This is a genomic window from Halopiger aswanensis, assembly GCF_003610195.1.
GTDB classification, from domain to species: domain Archaea; phylum Halobacteriota; class Halobacteria; order Halobacteriales; family Natrialbaceae; genus Halopiger; species Halopiger aswanensis.
Genome location: NZ_RAPO01000008.1, coordinates 25,104 through 46,598 on the forward strand (window position 1 = coordinate 25,104; position 21,495 = coordinate 46,598).

Consider the following 21,495-nt stretch of genomic DNA (forward strand, 5'->3'; position numbering starts at 1 on the left):
TCTAATCGGATCTGCTATTCGAGTTTCTCACCACAATGAGGGCAGTATGTAGGTCCATCATCGTCGCCTGCTGCTGCCGCTTGTTCGATAAACCCGGATGCAAGAATCGACGCTGGGAGCGCGAATAGTCCGATCCCGAGTACTGCAACAATGGCACCAACGAACTTCCCTAGTGGTGTGATCGGATGGACATCCCCGTAGCCGACAGTCGTCAACGTGGCAACTCCCCACCAGAACGCTGCTGGGATCGACGAAAACGCCTCTGGTTGGTGCTGGTGCTCAATGTAGTACATTACACTTGAGGCGATGACAAGCAGGAGGCCGTTTGCGAACACAGCGATTACCAGCTTCTCCTTCTTCTGTCGAATTACTGCGCCGAATGCTTGCATTGCCGACGAGTACCGCGCGAGCTTCAGTAATCGAAATAACCGGACGAGTCGCAGTGCACGGAGGAATCGAAGCTCCCCTTGGACACCACCGATCGTCAAGTAAAACGGTAAAATCGCTAGTAGGTCAATGATCAATAATGGCCGTGACGCAAATTTGAGACGGCCTGTGATCGGCCCCTGGTACTCGGAGTCATCAACAGCAGACCAAATACGAGCGATATACTCGATAGAAAAGACAACCACTGAAAACAGTTCAAACCAATAGAAAAAGTCCGCATAGGCCGTGCCAAGCGCATCAACTGTCTCGAGAATGACCGCCGCAACGTTCGCGGCGATAAGCGACATGATGAACCAGTCGATATAGTGGCCGATTCGGCCGCCAGTCTTGGGATTGAAGAGTTCGTTAGTCTGGCGTCGGAGCCGTCCATATGGTCGCGTCGACATTCACGTTTGTGTGCCTTACCAATACAATACAATATATCCACCGACAATTGAGCTGTTCATGATCAATTTCGGACTTGTGGAGTGAGGAAAATGGGGTGCTGAATAACACGAATAGAACAGGTAGCAGTGATACTACTGCAATCAATGAGATAGAGCAGATAGATCAAATACAAGCTTTGTATCTGACTCGAGTATCCCGTTGATTCGAGTTTCTGAAAATCCCTGATGTCTAACCTCGATTCTCGCTGACTCGATCTCCTGTAAGTAACAGATCACCTCGATTCGTTTTTCCCTATCAACTAAGTGGTATGGATGGTTCGAGATGATATATGACTCTCCGTACCGACGGGAGGGGTAGTTCTCTACCGTCGCTCAACTCGACATTTTCTCACGAAGAGGTGTCGATGGGTCTCACTAGATGCGGGCTTCTCGTGGATAGAGCAGAGACACTTGCTCGGCTGTACGCTCGACATCGGGACTGGACGGTTGTCGAAGAGGAGTGGATCGAAGAGCGATTCGACGAACGAAGTACACGTGAGAGCTCAAAGGGTATCTACCGGGCACTCAGTTCGCGGTTCAAGACTGCCGGTAGTGAGCTGCCGTCTATCGTTCAACTGCCCTCCGTGTTAGACTTGTGTGAAACGGTACGCGACAAAGCGCAGGTGTTGTACTTCTATTTACTGGAGGACGATCCTCTTGTGAAGTATGCCGTTCACCGATACGTTGATCGGCTTCAGGAGTCCGGTGTCGACGGATTGGATTTCGAGCAGGAGACTATTGAGCGTCTTCTAAACGAGTTCCACTACGACGATGGGGGCGAGTTCGACTATGCAGAATCGACGACGCGTCGATGGGGAGAAGGGTTCCGGTCGGTGATGAGAGAGATCGGTGTTCTTGACACACAACAGGCCCTTCAAGGACAAATCCCCAACCTCGGAACGACGCCTCTACTCGTCGCGTCAGGCTACTCATGGGAGACCCACGGGGATGACTGGCTCTCCCAGCCGACCGGCTGGCTCTATCTCTTTCAGCCGGAACAGTACTGGGACTCCTTGGCCGAACGAGTGAGCGACGATCCGAACTGGGAAGCGAGCGGGATTCACGGTGAACTGAGATTCCAGCCAGTCGACGACGCATACGACTGGGCCGAACCATGGGAGGGCGAAGTATGACCGACGAGAGCTGGTTCGCTGCCGATGTTGGGAGCGATTTCGAGGAGTCCGTCCGCATTGACCGCGAGGATGACGGTCGCGATCATCGATTGGAATCGATCGACACCTACCACGTGACAGAGGAGTCCGAGGACTTCATGTCTGACTTCTTCTCGCGCCTGCTCGGCCGTTCTGAGGATATGCGGTCGGGGGCGAACTACTGGCTCTACGGATACTACGGGAGCGGAAAGAGTCACCTCCTTAGCGTACTCCGCGGGCTTCTGGATAGCGAATGGCTTCGACAGCGAGACGATGTCTGGGAACAGCTAACCGACGGTCGTGAACTAGACACGCTCGAGTCCACGTGGTCATCGATCCATGATGAATACGAGGTCATCCCGATCTCGGTGAACCTCCTAAAGCATCAGGGTCAGAAGAAACTGAGCTTCAGCGAGATCGTCCTCCGAAGCGCTCACACGTCGGAACGACTCACTGGTACGGAGGGAGGGCTCTCGTCGCAACTCGACGTTGCATTCTTCGAGGACTGGTACCGGACGACCGACGCGTGGGATGACCGGACTGCCAACACCCAAACGGCACTCCAGAGTACGGTTGACAGCCCCGAGAAGTACGACTGGGAGGACGTTCAGCAGTACAACGCTCTCGCAGACGCCGTTCTTCCCACACTCTTCAAGCAGGAGACCGGCACGGAGGATGGTCTAGACGACTTGATGCCGTCCGATCTCGACCCTCAAGCGATGGTCGAGCGCCTCGAACAGTTACGGAGCGATCGCGAAGAGGAACTCGGTCATCCGGTCAAGCTCGTGCTGTTGCTCGACGAGGTCAGTCTCTTCATCGGGACGGATTTCGACCGACTCACCGAGTTGCAGACGCTCGCAGAGAGCGTCGACGAGACTGGTGACGGCGACATCCAGCTGGTGGCAACAGCACAGGCCAAAATCGAGGACGTCCAGCCGCAGTTTGCGGCTCGCGGGGCCGACTTCAGCATCGTCAAGGATCGGTTCCCGCACCGGTTTGGCCTTCCGAGCCGACACGTCGGTGAAATCTCGACCCAACGGTTACTCAAAAAGTCGGAAGCCGGAAGGGAGGACACGGAACGCGTCCTCGACCGAACCAGCAATGAGCCTGAGACACTGCTCGTATACTCGGGCATCGAACAGAACACCGAACCCCCGCTCGACGACATCGACCGCGAGCACCTCGTCGAGTTCTATCCGTTCCTCCCGTATCAGCCACCGCTGTTCCTCGAAATCCTCTCGAACCTCCGGCAGGAAGCACATGATCCGGCGAAGTCGATCTTCTCGGGAACTGCGCGGGCTATTCTGGCTCTCGTTCACGGACTTCTCCAAGAGTGGATAGAGGCCGGCGAAGAGGCCCACGTAATCTCGCTGGTCGACTTCTACGATCTCATCGAACCGGAGCTCGATGACATTACGCCACAGGACGTGGGTGTCATCGAGGAGATCGAGGAACAACACGAGGCAGGGGAACTGGAGGAGATCGACGTGGATGTCGCGAAGGCCGTGCTCCTCCTCCAACACATCCCGGACACCATTCCGATGTCTGAGCGGAACCTCGCAGTCGCCGTGTTGAGCGACCTCGACGGCCCGACTCAGTTCCAGATGGAGAACCGCGTCGAGGACTCGCTTCAACGGCTCCGGAAGTTCATCCGACCGACACACGACGAAACCGGGCCGAAGTACGCGTTCACTCATCCGGAAGAGCGCGAGATCATCGAAGCCTCTGAGCAAAACCTCGACAACCCGGACTGGCAGTCCATCATCGAAGCCGTAGACGGGTATCTCTGGGAGGACATCGTGCGCGACCTTTCACTTCCGACGTCGGCCGAGTATGGAGATACCGGCGAACAGTATCCTGTACGGTACGAATTCAGTATTGACGGAATCGAACTTGATACGACGGTTGATGAAGAGGACGCCCTCGATGTCGAGGTCGCTGTCGAAGGGATTTCTCCCGCTACAGCAGACATCGACTACGACGGCGATCCGCTCGAATGGACGATCGGACAGGACGGACTCGACGATCTCCGAGATAGCCTTATCGAGTGGTGGTCTCTCAGAGATCCAGTCGGAGACCACACGCTTCCACAGTCCGTCGAGCGTGATCTTTCAGATCGGGCAACTCGCGTCCAGAGCAAACTTGTCGAGGCGCTCAAGAGCGGGACGTTCGATGTCAAGGACCGCGGCGATCAGATCGGGGGCATGGTCTCGGGAGTCGAAGAGTATCTCGACGTCAACTACCCCGACGACTTCCACCCCGTAATGCTGCAGGTAAGCGACGAGCACTTACAGGAACTCCGAGGACTCTCCGCACAAGATCCGCTACCCACGTGGGCCCAGCAGATCGATGTTGCGACGGAAGACCCAGAAACGCACGGTGGTTCGATCCAGAACAACGTGCGCGCCTTCACTGGCCGACAGTTGAAGCAACGTGGCGGGAACCTCGCGATGGCCACGATCCTCGACGGAATCGTCAAAAAGAAGCCGATCTATGAGGACGCTCGCCCCGCACTGTGTGCGATTATCTGGGGCCTCTGCCGGAAGGGTGACTTCCTGCCCGTTGACGAGACGGGAGACTCCCTCGAACTCGACGCCGTCATCGATCTGAACAAACTGACGACGACGCGTCTCAAGATCGCGGGGAGTGGCGGTGTGCGAGGCATTCTTCGCGAGGGTGGGTTCATCGACTCGACGGAGACTATTCCGGACGGAATCGTCAGGCTCCAGTCCGCGAACGACACACTCGCGGGTCGACTCGGTAGTCTCGTGGAAGACGTCAGGCTGGTCGTCGAGAGTGACATCCAAACGCCAACCGTTCGCAACCTCCTCGAGTCGTTCGTGGAGGCGCTCGAAGCCGAGCAACAGAGCGCGATCGACCGAAGAGAGGCCGTTAAATCACGCGACACCGACTGGGAGGAAGTTGTTGAAGCAACCAACGAGGCCCGGGAATGGTATGACGATGCCGAGGAAGTGTGGAGCTTGCGACTTCCCGCGCTCACACGAATCGATGCGCAGCTAACTCTCGCCCAGCAGTCGTACGACTGGCTGACCGAGGAGTGCGAAACGGCCAGCCAGACGCTTCGCGAGAGCATCGACGGCTACGAGGGCGAATGGTGGACACACGATGGCTGGGATCGATTCAACGACGCCCAAACCACCTCACCGGCACTCGACGATGCGATTGAGACGGCGTGGGATTCGTTCCAAGAGGAAACCGAGATCAACGCATTCGTCGACGAGTTACAGGAGCATCCGTGGATCCTTCCCGCAAGCGAGTTTGGGTCGAACGTTCGGCCGGCCTTCGAGAGCAAATACATTACACCGCTCCGTCGCGCCGCATCGTGGTACGAGGACGTCTCAAATGCGGTGTCGACGGTGACTGGTGGAACGACCAACACCGAGGCTGACGACTTCATTCGAGCGACGAACACACTGCTAGACAGCGAACCCCTCGCTGTGGTTGCCGGTAGCGACATCGACGAATTACGAGATACGTTCGAGGAGCTACAGACACTCGTTGGAGATCAATCTCCCACAGACATCACGGCAATTGGAGTTCTCCCGTCGGATCGGGAATCACTGGACTCCGAACTGGAACGGCTCGTCGAACACCATGACATCAGTATCGAGCGGACTGAGACGGGGGTAATCATCCGATGACGACCAAACGTCCCTTCCACGACTTCACAGAACGGCTCGCACAGTTCGCCGACGGGCGACGCGGCATCCGAAACCCGTTCGTGATCGTTCCCGTCCAGCCAAAATACGAGCGACGGGTCGCCGAACGACTCACCGAGTGGGCAGCGAACCCGCATCGTACCGAGGACTTCCCGGATGACGGAACCGTTCAAGTCCTCCGGCTGGACGAGCTGTTCGTCGAAACCGATGTCTTCGAACTAGCGGTCGATCTTGGCGAGAACAATCAACCAGCGACGATCACCGAAACGATGCAAGACCGATTAGCGGAAGAACTCGTCGCGGTTATGGTCGAGAAAATCGAGGCGCCAGCTCAGCAGCGACACGTCGTCCTCCTCACGCATCTTGGGAGCCTCTACCCGTTCACGCGTGCCTCGGAACTCCTCGACGAACTCGATCGTCGCAACGTCCAGTCTACGATCGGCATTCCGTTCCCCGGAGACATCGTCGGTGGGAAACTGAGCTTCTTCGGCGAGGAATCACGCAACTACTACCCGGCCCACCAGATCGAGGGCCGAATTGAGGGGGTGCATCTCCAATGAGTGAAACACACATTCACGACATCTTCCAGCAGTCACCGACCCGCGAACTCGAGGAAGTTCAGAAGGTCAATGCCCGAGCGCAAGCTGAAAACGACGTCCGCGAGTTCTACGAGACTGATAGCGCACGCGACGTGCTCACTACACTCGGGAACCTTGTCGATAAGTATCCACACGAGGAACCGCGCTTCCTCTACATCTCCGCGACGTTTGGGTCAGGGAAGACACACCTTCTGAAACTCATCGGGTTCGCTGCCGACACCGAATCGGAGTTTGCCGATCTCGGCGAAGAGCTGGCGAACAGATGGCCGGGCTTCCAGTCATTCCGACAGAGCGTCGCGAACTCTCACGTCGACCGGCTGAAACCCGTCTTCCTGAACCTCCTCAACCGGGACGCATCACAGGAACCGCCGCTCCCGTACCTCATCTACGAGGCGATCGGCCGCGAACTCGGGTATCCGACCGATCCAAATTGGCTGCTCGAGTGGACGTGGCAGCTCGATATGAACCATGGGGACTGCTGGGAGCGACTACAGGAAGTCGAGTACGACGGACAGACGTTCGAGGATGTGTACGAAGAACGGGCGTCGCTACGGAGCTGGCTCTACGAAGCTGTTCCGACCCTCGAGGACTCACCGTTCTCGTCTCGGGAGGAGGTCAAGCAGTCGATCGACAACGCCATTGAGGAGGTCGACCCCGACGAGTTTGACCCGGACGAACTTGTCGACCGCGTCGAAGCGGCTCAAGAGTCGCTGAGCACGCCGGAGACCAAGACGGAGTTGCTGATCGGGCTCGACGAGGTGGCGCTGTTCATCGGCGATGGCCGCCATCGCTACAGAGAGTTCCAAGAGACGATGGAAGCGCTGACAGAGTTGGGTGTCGGGCCCAACCCGCCGGTCATCGGGACTGGACAGTATCCGATCGGGCGTATCCACGGCGAGTTCGACGATACGGAAGTTACGGAGCAACCGTGGTACGGTGCTCAAGAACCGCTCGAGGGAGCCGACACCGAGATCATCGTCCGGAAGCGGTGGCTGCAGAAGGACACCGAGGGTGGAGAGGCCGTCGAGTCCGTGCTTCGGGAGATGCCCGACCTGACGCTCGACGCATACTCCGATATTGCCGGGGCCGACCCGGACGCGGTCGAGTCGTACCCGTTCCGCGAGTACGATCTCGGGTTGCTCCGGACGGTGATTCAGCAACTGATGCCGCGTGGACGCGTGACCGAAGAAGAGTACGTGCAGGGTCGGGCGTTGCTCATCCTCGTCCGCTCGCTGTTCACGCGGTTCGAGTGGGGAGACAAGCAGGTCGGTGCCCTCGTCACATGGGACGAGTTGTACGATCTGCTGGTCGAAGAGACGACCTACATCCCGCTATGGGTACAGGAGATGGTCGAGAACAAACTCATCCCCTCGGCCGGGGGCGACGAGGATGTGTTCTCCGTCCGCGTTGCGAAGGCGCTATACCTGTTGAATCAAGTTCGTTCCGAGGTGCCGTCAACGCCGGCGAACCTCGCCCGACTGATGGTCAAGTCAACTGACGAGTCGTTCGAATCCACCAGGGGCGATGTCAAATCGGCGTTGTCTGACCTCCTCGAGGATCGGAAGGTACTGACGGAGACAAACGACCGCGGCGACGAGGAGTACCTGTTGGTCTCCGAGGAGCAGGAGGACATCCTGACGCGGGCGAAGACTCGCGCACAGCAGATCCCATCGCATCGACTTTCGGCCAAGTTAGAGAACTCCCTTCGGGAGGGAAGCGACCTCCTGCTCTCTGAGGGCAGTCGACACGAGGTCGATCTCGAGGGAGAGCGCAAAGTCCCACTCCGGTTCGGCTACTCTGTCCTCGACCCTATCGAACAAGCACCGACGCCGGAGTTTGACGCCGTTCGTGTGCGGTTGGTCGCTGGCCGAGGCGATGAGGTTAGTGATCAGGTTGATGCGTGGCAGTCGACGAACGAAGGGCGGGATGGGGGCGAACACGTCCTCGTCGCCGTCGATCTACAGGGATCGACGATCGATCGCCTGCGGGACGTGATGGGTATGCAGGAAGTTCTCTCAGAGGAGACGGAAACGTATCCGGACCTGGAGTCCGACCACCGCGACGAACAGCGGGCACTCGAGTCGACGATTCGTGAGCAACTCGAAGATGCGGATGTCTACATCCGAACAGGCGGGACGAGAGGACGATATGGGGACGTGTTCGAGCAGGTCGTGGAAACGCAAGTCAAGTCCGTGTTCAGCGAGACGCGCTTCGTCCTGACTAACGGAATCACGGAAGTTGAGGACGCCAAGCAGATGGCGCGGTTCTTCCGCGGCGTCGATGACTGGCCGCTCTCGAGCGAGGACGCTGTCACACTCGGTGTGGATACTGACCGGGCAGAACTCGCCGACGGCCGATGTCAGGAGTTTCTCGACGAGTACGAGGACACCCAGTCGCTTCGCGCCGAAGACCTTCTTACCCAGACCGTCCAGCGCGGGGGCACGTATCGCGGGACACCGCAGGAATCGATCTCGGCACTATTGATCACGCTCGCAACGGCCAACAAAATCGCGCTGCGCCGTGACGACGAGTACATTACCGAACCAGACGAGATCGGGCGAGCGGTCAGAAACAAGACGAACCTGACCGACGTACAGATTCGCTTCGAGTCGATCGGCGATACCGATCCAGAGCAGATTCGGGAAACCGTCGAGACGCTGATCGACAAGGAGACAGAGGGAACCGATCCCGACGCGTGGCTCTCTGAGTTAGCAGAATGGGTGGACGAGAACAGTGTGCTGGTGAAACGCATATTACGAGGCGTCAGCAGGGAGTTCGGCGAAGGCGCTTCGCTGGACGAACTCGAGACGGCTCTCCAGCCCGCACTCGGCGGCGAATCTCTCGAAACGGACGATTTCGCAGCCGACGAGATCGAACGGCAGTCCGAGCGCTTCGCTCGGGCAAGAGGGCTCTTCCGATCGGTCGAGGATGGCGACTCTCTCTGGGAGCAGTTCAGCCAGCGGACGACGGAGATGCAGCGACTCTACCCCGGTTCGGACATCACGGGGGAGATGCAAGCGATCGTCGGTGGGGACGAAGTGCCAGATGCCGACCGGCTTCGAGCGACGATCGACGAAGCCGACGCCCACAGACGAACCGTCGTCCGCGAGCAGTACGAACGCATCACGGGAGAGTCGCCGCCGGACGAGGAGCCCGAGAGCGTGGTTTCCAGTCTCGCGACGTGGCTCTACACTCACGATGGGAGCAGCAAGGAAACTGCCGACCACGTCGTCGTCGAATTCGACGGTGTAACCATCGACGATCTCTACGATCTCTTCGAGACGGCGTGGAACGGTGGCTCGTTCTCGGAGGAAGACCTCGTCGACCCGACGGTCGTTCAGCAAGCCAAGCGGTACGAACGGGCACGGCGCCTCCTCGAAGCATCCGGTAGCGAGGCCTCGCTCTGGTCGCAGCTTCGGGAGGCATCGGAACGGCTGGAAGAAGAATATCCGAACCACCCAGTCACGACCGATGTGAGCGAGATGCTCAGTTGGTCGCAGCCGCCGAGTGTCGGGGAGGTAGAACAGCTCCTCGATGACGCGGAGAACCCCTTCGAGGTAGACGAGCGACTCGAGGAACTCGCCAGCGAACTGCAGTCCGAGTATCCCGACCACGATCTCACCCAAGAGATCGTCGATGCAGTAGAGGGAACCAGCCCGCCGAGTGAGGAACACGTGGGTGAATTGATCGAAGATGCCGAGCAGTTGCTCGACGGTGTTGACGAGCAGCTGCGGCGGATTCGGGAGACCATGGATGAACTACCAGATGGGTCTGTTATGATGATCGAGCCGCTCGACTGACGCCCTACCGTTATATAAGGATGCCTAGAGAGACGATGGTCGATCTTGAAGATAACTCGGTCGTGTTGGTCAAGTCTCTCGATTGATACATGTGGCAATATTTTCCTTATTGGAAAAAATATCATGGACTTCGTCGACAGTTCGGCTGGCGTACCGTGTTCAATTGGGGCATGGGGTCTTAGAACAATTATTCTAATGCACTCTGCTTGATGCGCTCTTCTAACGCTGTGAATGCATCCTTATCCTCTTTCCGCGTCCGACCGCCTGTAATCACCACCTTACCACTTCCGAACACAAGTAACACACAGTTCGTCCCATCAGGGCGATACACCAGTCCTGGGAACTGCTCAGGTTCGTACTCCACATCTTCAATTCCAAGCTCAATCGTTAACGCGTTCAAATCCACCTCGTGTCCTAAATTGCCGACCGCAACCACATTCTTAATCTCTAACTCTGCTGCGTCCACTTCGACACCCATCTCCTCCAACAACCCCAAGAACCGCTCGTTCACCGCGTACATTATCTCAAACTCATCCCCACCACGCAGAATATACTTCCCAGACGTATAGAGAATCACCAGTTCCCCATCCTCTTCGAAGCGAAAGAACGATGCGTTGAACTTTGGGTCGTAGTTGGAAACGGGTAGGGGCGCGTCCGCAGCCAACACCTCGATGTCTACCTCACTCTGAAGATTCCCAAGACCAACGATATTCACAACCTTGATACCAGCCATTACTCATGCATTGAGGGGCATAACTGGTAGACTTTACTTCATCAAATTACAATCGCTTCTCTGTCACTTTTTCGATGGACAATCTTCAAAACACCTCCGTGGGTTTTGAATATACATCGGCTGACTCTCATATGGAAGGGAATTCTGCGACACAACGCAAGGCCCAGCTCGACAAGGAAGAACGTGAGCATCTCGAGGACGTCGTCACCGAGATGCGTGACCGCGTCGAGGCGAACGTTCGTTACCAACTTGAGGACGAGTACGCCCTCGACAAGAAGCCAAACGACGACGCGTCCCTGAGCGAGGAGCAAGAAGACCTCGTTGAGGCGATTGAACTCGAAGCCGTCGACGGCAACGACTGGGAAGACGGTTACGAGGAGTACATTACCGGTGTCGGGTACACCATCGTCAATCGGCTGGCTGCGCTCCGTTGTATGGAGGTTCGCGGATTCATTGACGACGAGGTTACTGCCTTCCGCGACGATGGACTCACGCCAGCAGCAGACCGGCTGGTCACGGAGGAGTTCATGCTCGAGGAGGAGGCTGTCCTCGAAGCCTACCGAAACGCGTGCGACGACCTCGCCGAGGAGATCGAGATTCTCTTCGACCGCTCGACCGCCTACAGCCTGATCGACCCCGATGACGACACGTTCGAAGACCTCTGTGGAATGCTCGACGAAGTATCCGACGAGGTCTGGCGGGCCGACGACGTGCTCGGCTGGGTCTATGAGTACTACAACGTCAAACTTCTCGACGATCTCCGCCGGAAGGGTGACCGGGAAGGTCTGGAGCCCGAGGACGTACCGGCGGCGAACCAGTTCTACACCCCGCATTGGGTTGTCCGGATGCTCACCGACAACTCGCTGGGCAAGCTCTATCTTGAAGACAGAGGCGACCTGCAGGAAACCGTCGAGAGACAGGACTCGCTGACACCTAACGAGCGCAAGAACCGTCCTCTCTCTCCTGATGACGCTCCAGACATCGCTGACTTCTGCACCTATCTCGTCCCATCCGAAGAGGAAGGCGAACCACCGGAGTTCGACGGCCCTGAGGACATCCGCGTCATCGACCCTGCCTGTGGCAGCGGTCACTTCCTGCTATACGCGTTCGACGTATTGGAGCGCATCTGGCGAGCAGAAACTAATCTCGACCCTGCAGAGATCCCTCACAAGATTCTCTGCAATAACCTCTATGGTGTCGACCTCGATATGCGGGCCTGTCAACTCGCTGCGTTCAATCTCTATCTAAAGGGCCGTACGCGTGCCGAAGCTGAAGGAGCTGATGGCTTCGATATGCCGGAGGTTGGCATCGTCTGTGCCGACGCGAAAATAGCCGATGTCGAAGGCGTCGAGGCGGTTTTCGAGGAAGTTATCTCGAGTAGTTCGAGTATTGAGGGTGCTCTGAGTGAGGACGAAGTTCGTGAAGCGTTAGAAAGTATTCTCGGAGCATTCGAAGATGTCCACGGGCTCGGTAGCCTCCTCGATGTTCGGGGAACCATCGGTGAGATGTTTAGCGATGATGAAGGTGGCTTGCAGTTAACCTTCGATGACGAGTTCTCTGCGGACTACACTCTGAGCAGTTTCCTTCGTACACTACAGGAGGCAATTTCGGAGCATCGTAACGAGGATTCGTTCTTGGCTCAGGACTTGCGGAGCTTTGTTCGGTTACTAGATGTTCTGGGACAGGATTATGACGTTGCGTTAATGAACCCTCCTTACGGTTCAAAAAAGCGAATGCCCGATCCGATTCAGGATTATATTGAGTCTCATTACGAATACTACCCGAACTTCTACATCAGCTTCTTTGAGGTATGCGACAATTTGACCAAAGAGGCCGGTCGTATCGGTATGCTCGTCCCTCGAACATTTTTGTTCCTAGATAGTTTTGAGAACTTCAGAGAAGACTTCGTTGGGGAAGAAGGAGGATTTGATTTCTTAGCAGAATTTGGGATCGGAATATTGGATAATGCAACAGTACGGACTGTCGGCACCGTTGTTAGATCGGAAACCAATAAAAGCAGGACTGGTGTATTCGTTCGACTCTACGATCAGGATAGCTCTATGAAAGAGGATACTTTCACACAAACTATCTCCAAAACTAATAACAATATTGACAGATACTTCGAGATAAATCTCGACGAATTTGCAGAGATTCCTCGAACCCCCATATGTTATTCTACACCATCGGAGGTGAGAAGTCTCTATGAGACGAAGACTCTCCTTGACGCCGAACAAGCAGATGTAGATGGTGATTCTGCTTTCTACGCTGTCACAGGCATTATTACGTCAGGAATTGACCGGTTCTTGAGAAAACACTGGGAAGTAAGAGACAAGCAAACTTTCAAGCCAATCGCAAAAGGAGGGGAAAATGCTTGGATTCTCCCACAAATAACCAAATCAGTAGAGTGGGGTGAGAGAGGGACTGTTCTAAAACGATCCAGTAACTCGATCCGCACTCCTAATGAAGAACTCTATGGCAACCCAGGCCTTACTTGGACATATATTAAAGATACCGGCCGTCGATTTGGCTACTACTTCGGAGGTCTTTTTAGTGTAACAGGTATGATGCTCTTCCCGCGTGAAGACGGATCTCTCTGGGAAATTATGGCGATACTGAATTCTGATTTATACCACAGTCTATTCCTATCCCAAACTATTGAAAGAAACTGGAATCCAGGAGAGATTGGCGCAGTTCCGTGGATTCGAGAACTGATGGAAGGAAACTCACTATCTAACCTCGCGAAGGAACAATACCAGATTATGCTACAACGTCAAATGAATGATGCTATAAGCCCATTTTATGCAGGGCCAGAACTATTACCGTCTGAATCTAATCAAAATTTCTTCTACGATCATCCCCACACCTCTGTTATTGAGGTGCAATTTGAAAGCGACAAAAATGGTGTCTCTGCAAGTACAAGCATTGAGGATGCAGCCCGTGAAAGACGGAAACAAAACCTTGAGAATCTAAACAAGCTAGAGAGTATATCGACTGAAATCAACGAACGTGTCTACAATAAACTTGGAATAACAGACGATACACGTGAGGCTATTGAAACAGAGATATTCCTACGTACTTCTGAAGATCCATCTGATCGTGAAGTTCCAGATCCAGATACCATTCCTGAAATACTTGACAATCTCGAAGAAAGGGTTAAAAATCTCGTACACCACTTCGCGATGGAGGCCGTCCGTGAGGAAGACGGTGGCATCATTCCACTGGAAGGCACGGACGAACAGGCAGACATACTTGACCGCATCATCGAGCAGTTTCACAACGCGTACGGCGAGCACGCCGAAGACCGTCTCGTCGAGGTCGATGACATCCTCGGTGCTGAATCGGCTGCCGACGAGGCGTATCCGAATTTGCGGGCGTTCATCGAAAACGACCTCTTCAACTACCACGTCGAGACGATGGAGAACACACCCATCTTCTGGAAACTCAGCACGGAGCGACTCCTCGCCGACTCGAAGGGCGAGGGCTTTGCCTGCTTCGTCGACTACCACCAGCTCGACGCCAGCCTCTTCGACCGCCTGAGCAACCACTACCTCGAGCCCCGAAAGGCTGAACTCCGCGAGCGCCGATCGGCTGCGAACCGTCGGCAGAACGACGAGTCGCTCTCGACCAGCGAGCGGGCCGAAGCCACTGACGAGTTCGAGTTCTGTTCGAGCGCCCTCGAGCAGATTGCCGAACTCGAAGAAGTGATTCAGGAACTCGGTAGCACAAGCGAGCGGGACTTTGACGAGGACGAACGCGAACTTGTGGAAGAACTCGCGCCGAAGGTGACCGCGTTCCGCGAGGTGACGGCCGAGCGAATCGAGACGCTCGCCGAACTTCGAGAGCGTAACGGCGAGGAGTGGTTCCAAGATACCTTCTCGGACAACTTCTGGGACGCAGTCGACAAATGGCGTGACGAGTGGCTGGACGCTCTCGACGAACTCGAACGTGCCTGCAAAGAGTACGCTAAGCCGAGTGACGAACCCGTTGAGGCCCATCTGGCAGACCTCTTCGACTACTTCAACTGGCGACTCAAGGGCTCGGATCACTACTCCAGTACGGGCATCCTCTTCATGACCTACTACTTCGAACGTGAGGGGAGCAAACTCCTCAATGACGAGGATAAACCATTCGACAACCTCACCGAAGACGAGGAGATGCTCGCCTCGCTCGCGATGGGCGTCGACGATGCGTCCATTCTCGACGAGCAATACCTTCAGCAGATTGCGGACGAGGAGGACATCGACGACGTGGACGACTTACCACCGCTAGCGGAGTTCAAGGCGCTCGCCGAAGAGATCGACGACCGCTGTCAGACGGTGGACAAACAAATACCCTCGGACTGGTCAGACCGGGCACTTTCGGAGATCACAACTGCCGGCTACCAGCCCAACCAGAAGCACGGCGTCGCTATTAATATCACGCCGCTTGCGGAGAAGAACATTGTTCCCGAGGTCGTCGAGGACAAGGTGTTGTAGACCTGCTTATCATCCCTCGTTCGCGAATTCTTCGAGACGTTTCAATCGGTAAGCGAGTACTGGCCCTACACCATCAATCTGTTCCAGTTCACCCAACGAGGTTTGCTCGAGATACTCGATCGAGGGTAACTCCTCACGGAGGGTTTTCTCCTTATTGTCCCCGATTCCGGGGACAATCGACCATCTGCCTTCTCTAAAGGCGTTCCGAACTTCTTGCTGATCGAATTCATCGAGATCAAGTCCTTGAGAACTGAGAGAGGTCTCGATCGAAGCGACCCGCTCGTTCATATCTCCGACTTCATCCAGTAATTGCTCAACCTGACGCTCAGTCGCTTTCGTTTCCTCAATTTCGGACAAACGAGACTCGAATTCGTCGGCGAATTCATGGAAGTTTGAACGAAGTCGCGATGTCTCATTCATCATTTCGTCTACTTCCGACAAGATCTCATCCCGAGTTCCCTGAAACTGCTCGTATGTTGTGTCAGAGACATACGATGAAACTTTCTCGGCGAAAGCTTCTGTGGACTCCATTCGTCCGGGTGCAACAACGAACGGCCCTTCTCTAGACTCATCAAATAAATTCTCTAATTGATCTCGGATGTCACCTAATCTGTTGAGGATTCTCTCTTGATTTGATGTAACTTCCTCGTCATCAACCTCGAATTCCAAGTCATTCGGTGAAAAATCGGTAGACGCTGAAGCATCTTCACGATCATATCTTTCCATCGCCTTCTGATACGCAGCCATGCCGATCGCATCCCCAAGATTACTACTGATAGCACCCACAACCACGATGAGAAACAGGGTATCAACTATATTAGCAGACAATGTGGCGAGGGGAATTGTCAAAGCACTCCCAAGGAAAATCCCCGAATATCTAGGTAGAGACAGGCGAGGCAAACTTCGAGTCCCGCCATCTGTTCTTACGACTACCCTTGCAGAAACTAGCAATTGTATTAGCTCTCGGAGACGGCTGATCTCTTCACGCAGGGAGTCTTCTGGCCTAATGTCGCCAATAGCGGGATACTGCAATGTGAACTGAACCCCGGTCAACACCGCAGCTACGAGCAGCACAGAAAAGATGTTTTCAGGATTGAAAAACGCCGGGAGAACAGCAGGAGCAGCACCAGCAGTATAAATTAGAACTTGGGTGATTAGATTCGCCGCGACTCCCTCAGAAGTGTTCTTGCCATATCGAGCGAGTTGAGCCCGTACATCGAGACCAATAACTCTCACACTTCCACCCCATTAGCCATTTTCTGGATGCGTATTGAAATCGCAAATCTATGATTGTACCTCTTCATTCTGGATAGTATTCGAGCTGGTCTCGGTCGTAGCGTTCGAGTCGACCAATGAGATTTTCCCGAACGTTAGCTACCGAGTCGCTATCAAAGTGAACGAAGGATTCACCATCTACCGTCTGTTCGTTGTTCAATTCGTCAATCACGTAGCTGTCGAACTTCCCACGGATTCGAGCGTCACGAAGTGCCCACCAGTACTCGTTCAGAAGCTCATAGAGTTCGACTACTGCTCTGAACTCCATGAACACCAATTTCTGATTGGGAGCCTCTCCATCAGTATAGGTTAAGATGTTCTCTTGGACGTGGCCAGCGATACGGGAGAAATCATCCTCGTCGAAGTTCTGTGAGATGAGGAGATGTGCCGACAGACCGTCATCACCCGTCTTGTTCTCGATTGCCTCTCGCTCATCTTCAGTAAGGATGTAACGCGTGGCCTGATCTTCTTCCTCTGAACCGAGGTCGTATCCGCCCTCACGGTGGGAGAGCTTTGCGTCGTAAGTGGCCACGTAGTAATCGCTCGGGTCTTCCTCCGGTACGATAAGCACTCCATCTGCTTCTCGCTCACCAATGCGCCCCCATCGTTCGGTCTGTGAGTAGAGCCTCTTCAGGAGGTAGAAGAGGTGCTTTTCAAAATAGCTGTCATTAGAGGGGTCGTAGATCTCCTCCAATTCGTCCTTGTTTTCGTGCATCGGCCCCAGTTCATCGACGAGCCCGTAGTATTCGCCTGTCTCTTCGTGGGCCTCGCTTGCCTTACTGATGAGCCGATCTTTGACACCGACAATGGCATTGTGGAGGGCATTCCCGATGAGTGCGTCGAGACTGTCTGCTGTGATAATGTCGTAGAGGGGAAGTCGACCATACCCCTCGTCATCTGCAGAGGCAGATTGTCCATAAGTTACGTAGACACACTGCAGGAGATAGTCGTTAACAGTACCCGGACGTGGATGGTTGCCGTGAGGTACCACATCGACCTCTTGATACGAGCTCGTCGTTCTCCGCCCTTCCGAATCAGTTAACGAAAACGAAGTCTCGACGATCTTTCGATCGCCCATCTTCCGATCTCCGACATTCCAGCCGGAGAAATCCCGTTTCGGGTGCGTTGGTGAGATCTCGTCCAGTCGGTTCTGGATGTACGTGGCGACACTCGTTTCGTTGACCTCGACCACGGTCTCCTCAACAGATTCCGAGAAGTCTTCTGCTCCGCACTCCTCACACTCTGACTCCGAAGCAGGGTTCTTCTCCGAACACTGTGAGCAAGTCTTGAATTCCTCGACTTCTGTACCAATAAGCGCGTTACCAGTTGTATCTACGTTGCCCTCTAGTACATCCTGAACCTCATCACTCAACTCCTCGTAGTAATTTTCGTACGCAGTTCCCCGTTCGGCGAGGATTCGATTGAACAGGTACTCCTCGTCTTGCGACCCATACTCGTAGATTTTCTCGAATTCGATACCCGTTACTGCAGTGAAACCCTGCTTGAACCGACTTCGCTGTTCGTCCAGTTTGTGATTCGTCTTGAGTTCGAACTCGACTCCGTCGACACCATGAGTGAGTTCAACACGGAACTTCCCACCGTGGCGGATGTCTTTGAGATATAACTTATTGACTTCGGAAATCCCATCGAAAGAAACGAGATTTTCGTTCCGCAACGAGTGGATGTCTCTGTAGATAGATCGTTCATTCTTCACCCGTAATCTGGAGTTCTCGGGGAGTTCAGATTCTGCAAAGTCAACCCCAACCACACGGAACTCCTCATTATCTTCGACGAGGAGGTTCTCTACCTTCCCAACGATTGGTTCTTCTGCTGGTTCTGGTTGCTGCTCTTGGAGATTGTCGTCTGAGCGTAACCGCGTCACGACTTTCTTCCGATCCGACTGTCGACCTCGAACCTCGAACGACTCTTCGTATTTCCGAACTACGACTGGTTTCGTCTGTAGATACCGGCGGGCAACGATTTCACCGTCATCTACCTCTTTACCGATCGTAGGCTGCCCCGGCCACAGAAGGTCGAACTCATCGTTGATCGTCTCTTGTACGAGGTTCTCTTCGTCATCAACTAAATCGAGTTCTGTTGGATCGTCATCGTCGCTCTCGAATACTTCACCTTCCTGATTCTGAATCCAGATATATTCCACATATACTTCGTTCAACAATCTTCTTGCGTCATCATCGTCGGCCGTTAAGACTCTCTGTTTGAATTCGTTGACGGAGCCGTATTTATCCTCGATGACACGTTTCTTTCGCCGGATAAAGACCTCGAGAAGCGCCCCTCCGAAAGATTCTGGCCCCTCCGAGTCTTCTGAATCTTCCTCGTCTGTATCTGTCTCGCTCTGGGAATCTTCTCCCAAAGTTGAATCGTCTTCGTCCTCTTCGGTCTGAACTAATCTCCGTGCTTCTTCGTAATCAACGTCAATTTTGTACCAAAATTCAGGGTCATCGAATACTGTCGGAATTGTAACCTGTTGGGGCATGAGAACCAGTTATTACCACCTTTCAACATGCCAGTTTCAAATAGATATTGGCTAGTGCACTTGTTCCCTCAGAGCGTAGCAGCAAAGTTAAGAAACTGATGTACGTCGCATCCATTTACAGATCGAACAACACATTCGCCTTTCTCTAATCACTCATGCAAGCAACTCAGACCCTACCCGACGCCGCGAAAGAGACTATCCAAAGAGAGTTCGACCGGGCCGAGTCGTCAGACCCGATCGTCCTCTGGTGGGACGACGGGAACTACCTCGAAGACATCATCCAGCAGGCCTGTGATGAACTTGGCATTCACCTGAAGGTCGCCGAGGAGACGCCGCTGGAACTCCGTGCAAATCCAGTCGATGGCGAACAGGTCTGGTACGTCCCACACGTCAAGGAGCCCGGAGACGTCGAGGGCGACTACGACTGGTTCCGCGACGTTGAGCACACGGGCGGCGAGGTCAAGATGAGTATCGAAGACCTCACCGTCCACGCGTTCGAGCGCGGCCAACTCGATGCGTGGGAACTGAAAACCGCGACTCAGGCGGACGATCCCGCAAAGCGTCGCGAGATTGCGCGGATTCTCCACGACCAGCTCACTGGCGGACAGCTCCCGACGCTCGAACAACTCCGCACGCAGATCGTCACCGGTGGCTACACCGATCCGGTCGCGTTCGTGCTGGAGAACGGCTGGGGCGACATCGACGACAGCCCCGACACTATCGAGCAGATGCAGGACTTGCTGACCAGCGAGGGCGTCGATGCGGTCGCCAGCGAGGACGAACCGGTCGGGATCGTCACGGTGACGCGTCGATGGGCCGTCGCTGAGTGGCTGATCCACGCCGGTGCCGACGCCAAACGCTTCCCGAGGGAGTTCCGCGCTGAGACGGCCGGCGATCACGACCTCCCCGAGCTCAAGTCGCTGTTGAACAACACCACCTCGGCCAGTCTCCTCGCCGATCGTTACCTCGGCGAGATGATCTGGCCCGACGTCGTTGCGGATGTGGACGACCCGTGGGAACTCGCGGACTGTATCGTCGACGCTGCGCTCGAGCGTCGCCTCTGGGAGGAGTGGCACGCGTCCTTCGACGCCGGCGACTACGTGACGTGTCTCGAGCGCGCCGAGGAGCGGTACGACGCCCTTCTCGGGAGCGAGGACTTCCGCGGCACCTACCGGGGAGCCTACGGCCCGGATAGCCCGTGGACGCGGACATGGGAGCAGGCTTCGGAGATCGCCCGCCTCGCGCACCAGCTCGAGACGTGGGACGAGAGTGCGCCTGACGACGTCATCTCGCTGTACGCCGACCCCGACGACGGCACGTGGCAGATCGACAACGCGGTGCTCAACCTCGTCGTCGCCGGCGAACCTGAGTCCGACCTCCCCGACGATCATCCCGCGACCGCCGCGCTCGACGACCTCCGTACCCAGCTCCAGTCGGAATACGTCGAGTACCTCGAAGACCTCGGTGATCTCGTCACCGAGACCGTCGAGGCTGGCGCTCCGTTCGTCGACGAGGATCACTCCTACCAGTTCTTCACCAAGGAGTCCGATGGCCTCGAAAGCGGCCAGACGGTCGCGTTATTCGTCATCGACGCCCTTCGGCTCGACCTCGCCCGCCGGCTCGCAGACGAGTTGCGTGATTATGTGGCGACGCTACCGTCCGACGCCCCCGAGTTCGCCGTCGATGAAGACGTCTGGCTCGGGACGCTTCCCTCGGAGACTGAGTTCGGGAAGGCTGCGCTCACGCCGGGAGAGATCCAGATGTTCGACGTCTCGCTGGTCGACGGCGAGTTACAGCCCCTCCGAAACAACCGTCGCGTGACGACCAATCGCCGCGAGTCGCTGTTGGGCGGCGACGGCTGGACGGTCACTCGCGAGGAGGACGACGGCTGGCAGTCGACGCGTGTCGCCTACTTCAAGAACGACATCGACGACATCGGCGAGAAGGAACTCAGCGACCTCGAGGCGATGCTGGCTCGACGCGTCGACTCGCTCGCGGAGTTCATCGGAACGAAACTCGAACAGGGGGAGTGGGATCAGGCCTACGTGCTGACCGACCACGGGTTCGTCCTCCTCCCGGACAATGCGTCGCCGGAGAAGATTTCGCGGCCGACGGAAGCGTCCGACTCCGGGCGCCGATGGATCGCCGGGAAGGATGTGGACGAGGATTCGCCCGGCGTACTACTCGACTCCAGCTCCCGACTGGGGTACCTCGACGCCAACGTCAGCGTCCTTGCGAGCCCACTCAAGCGGTTCAGAAAGCAGGGGCTCGGTGACGCGCGGTTCTACCACGGCGGACTGCTCCCACAGGAGTTCGTACTCGACTTCATCAGCATCACGCAAGGGTAACACCGCTAGCGCCGATAATCAGTACGCACTCAGTCCTCACGGACATTCTCTGTGGCCTCGGTGAC

10 protein-coding genes are annotated in these 21,495 nt (G+C 55.7%); 6 read left to right on the plus strand and 4 right to left on the minus strand.

What is annotated here, in order from left to right:
• Positions 1 to 14: 14 nt before the first annotated feature.
• A complete protein-coding gene (locus ATJ93_RS22185) occupies positions 15 to 833 on the minus strand; it encodes a potassium channel family protein (protein ID WP_120246838.1) in 819 nt (272 codons plus the stop codon).
• 329 nt (positions 834 to 1,162) lie between these two features.
• Here ATJ93_RS22185 and ATJ93_RS22190 point away from each other — a divergent pair, with 329 nt between their 5' ends.
• From ATJ93_RS22190 to ATJ93_RS22205, 4 genes are read left to right on the plus strand one after another with little or no spacing between them, the layout of a single operon-like run.
• The gene (locus ATJ93_RS22190; RefSeq protein WP_120246839.1) at positions 1,163 to 2,005 is read left to right on the plus strand and encodes a BrxA family protein; all 843 of its coding nucleotides are present in this window, start codon (positions 1,163 to 1,165) and stop codon (positions 2,003 to 2,005) included.
• Complete coding sequence (locus tag ATJ93_RS22195) at positions 2,002 to 5,685, plus strand: hypothetical protein (protein WP_120246840.1); 3,684 nt, start codon at positions 2,002 to 2,004, stop codon at positions 5,683 to 5,685. Before ATJ93_RS22190 ends, ATJ93_RS22195 begins: the two co-directional genes overlap by 4 nt.
• Positions 5,682 to 6,263: a BREX protein BrxB domain-containing protein gene (locus ATJ93_RS22200; RefSeq protein WP_120246841.1), complete on the plus strand. Its 582-nt coding sequence runs from the start codon at positions 5,682 to 5,684 to the stop codon at positions 6,261 to 6,263. The genes ATJ93_RS22195 and ATJ93_RS22200 overlap by 4 nt, the downstream gene beginning before the upstream one ends.
• Positions 6,260 to 10,102 (plus strand): hypothetical protein, encoded by a 3,843-nt coding sequence (locus tag ATJ93_RS22205; RefSeq protein WP_120246842.1) that lies wholly within the window; start codon positions 6,260 to 6,262, stop codon positions 10,100 to 10,102. The genes ATJ93_RS22200 and ATJ93_RS22205 overlap by 4 nt, the downstream gene beginning before the upstream one ends.
• Positions 10,103 to 10,289: 187 nt before the next feature.
• On the opposite strand, the gene ATJ93_RS22210 is transcribed toward ATJ93_RS22205, so the two are convergent.
• Positions 10,290 to 10,835 carry a TATA-box-binding protein gene (locus tag ATJ93_RS22210; protein ID WP_120246843.1) on the minus strand — a complete coding sequence of 182 codons (546 nt, stop codon included), beginning with the start codon at positions 10,833 to 10,835 and terminating at the stop codon, positions 10,290 to 10,292.
• A 131-nt stretch (positions 10,836 to 10,966) separates the two neighbouring features.
• Between ATJ93_RS22210 and pglX the strand changes: the two genes are divergently transcribed.
• The gene (gene pglX, locus ATJ93_RS22215; protein WP_120246844.1) at positions 10,967 to 15,310 is read left to right on the plus strand and encodes a BREX-5 system adenine-specific DNA-methyltransferase PglX; all 4,344 of its coding nucleotides are present in this window, start codon (positions 10,967 to 10,969) and stop codon (positions 15,308 to 15,310) included.
• A 9-nt stretch (positions 15,311 to 15,319) separates the two neighbouring features.
• Here pglX and ATJ93_RS23320 read toward each other — a convergent pair whose 3' ends face one another.
• Complete coding sequence (locus ATJ93_RS23320) at positions 15,320 to 16,546, minus strand: helix-hairpin-helix domain-containing protein (RefSeq protein ID WP_147376680.1); 1,227 nt, start codon at positions 16,544 to 16,546, stop codon at positions 15,320 to 15,322.
• A gap of 64 nt (positions 16,547 to 16,610) precedes the next feature.
• The gene (locus ATJ93_RS22225) at positions 16,611 to 19,082 is read right to left on the minus strand and encodes a hypothetical protein (RefSeq protein ID WP_120246846.1); all 2,472 of its coding nucleotides are present in this window, start codon (positions 19,080 to 19,082) and stop codon (positions 16,611 to 16,613) included.
• A 155-nt stretch (positions 19,083 to 19,237) separates the two neighbouring features.
• Here ATJ93_RS22225 and pglZ point away from each other — a divergent pair, with 155 nt between their 5' ends.
• Positions 19,238 to 21,430: a BREX-5 system phosphatase PglZ gene (gene pglZ, locus ATJ93_RS22230; RefSeq protein ID WP_120246847.1), complete on the plus strand. Its 2,193-nt coding sequence runs from the start codon at positions 19,238 to 19,240 to the stop codon at positions 21,428 to 21,430.
• Positions 21,431 to 21,495 lie beyond the last annotated feature (65 nt).

Excerpts from the sequence above, each read along its gene's own strand:
- ATJ93_RS22210 (WP_120246843.1), bottom strand. The coding sequence starts at position 10,835 with ATGGCTGGTATCAAGGTTGTGAATATCGTTGGTCTTGGGAATCTTCAG.
- pglZ (WP_120246847.1), top strand. The coding sequence starts at position 19,238 with ATGCAAGCAACTCAGACCCTACCCGACGCCGCGAAAGAGACTATCCAA.
- pglX (WP_120246844.1), top strand. The coding sequence starts at position 10,967 with ATGGAAGGGAATTCTGCGACACAACGCAAGGCCCAGCTCGACAAGGAA.
- ATJ93_RS22185 (WP_120246838.1), bottom strand. The coding sequence starts at position 833 with ATGTCGACGCGACCATATGGACGGCTCCGACGCCAGACTAACGAACTC.
- ATJ93_RS22205 (WP_120246842.1), top strand. The coding sequence starts at position 6,260 with ATGAGTGAAACACACATTCACGACATCTTCCAGCAGTCACCGACCCGC.
- ATJ93_RS22195 (WP_120246840.1), top strand. The coding sequence starts at position 2,002 with ATGACCGACGAGAGCTGGTTCGCTGCCGATGTTGGGAGCGATTTCGAG.
- ATJ93_RS22225 (WP_120246846.1), bottom strand. The coding sequence starts at position 19,082 with ATGCCCCAACAGGTTACAATTCCGACAGTATTCGATGACCCTGAATTT.
- ATJ93_RS22190 (WP_120246839.1), top strand. The coding sequence starts at position 1,163 with ATGACTCTCCGTACCGACGGGAGGGGTAGTTCTCTACCGTCGCTCAAC.
- ATJ93_RS22200 (WP_120246841.1), top strand. The coding sequence starts at position 5,682 with ATGACGACCAAACGTCCCTTCCACGACTTCACAGAACGGCTCGCACAG.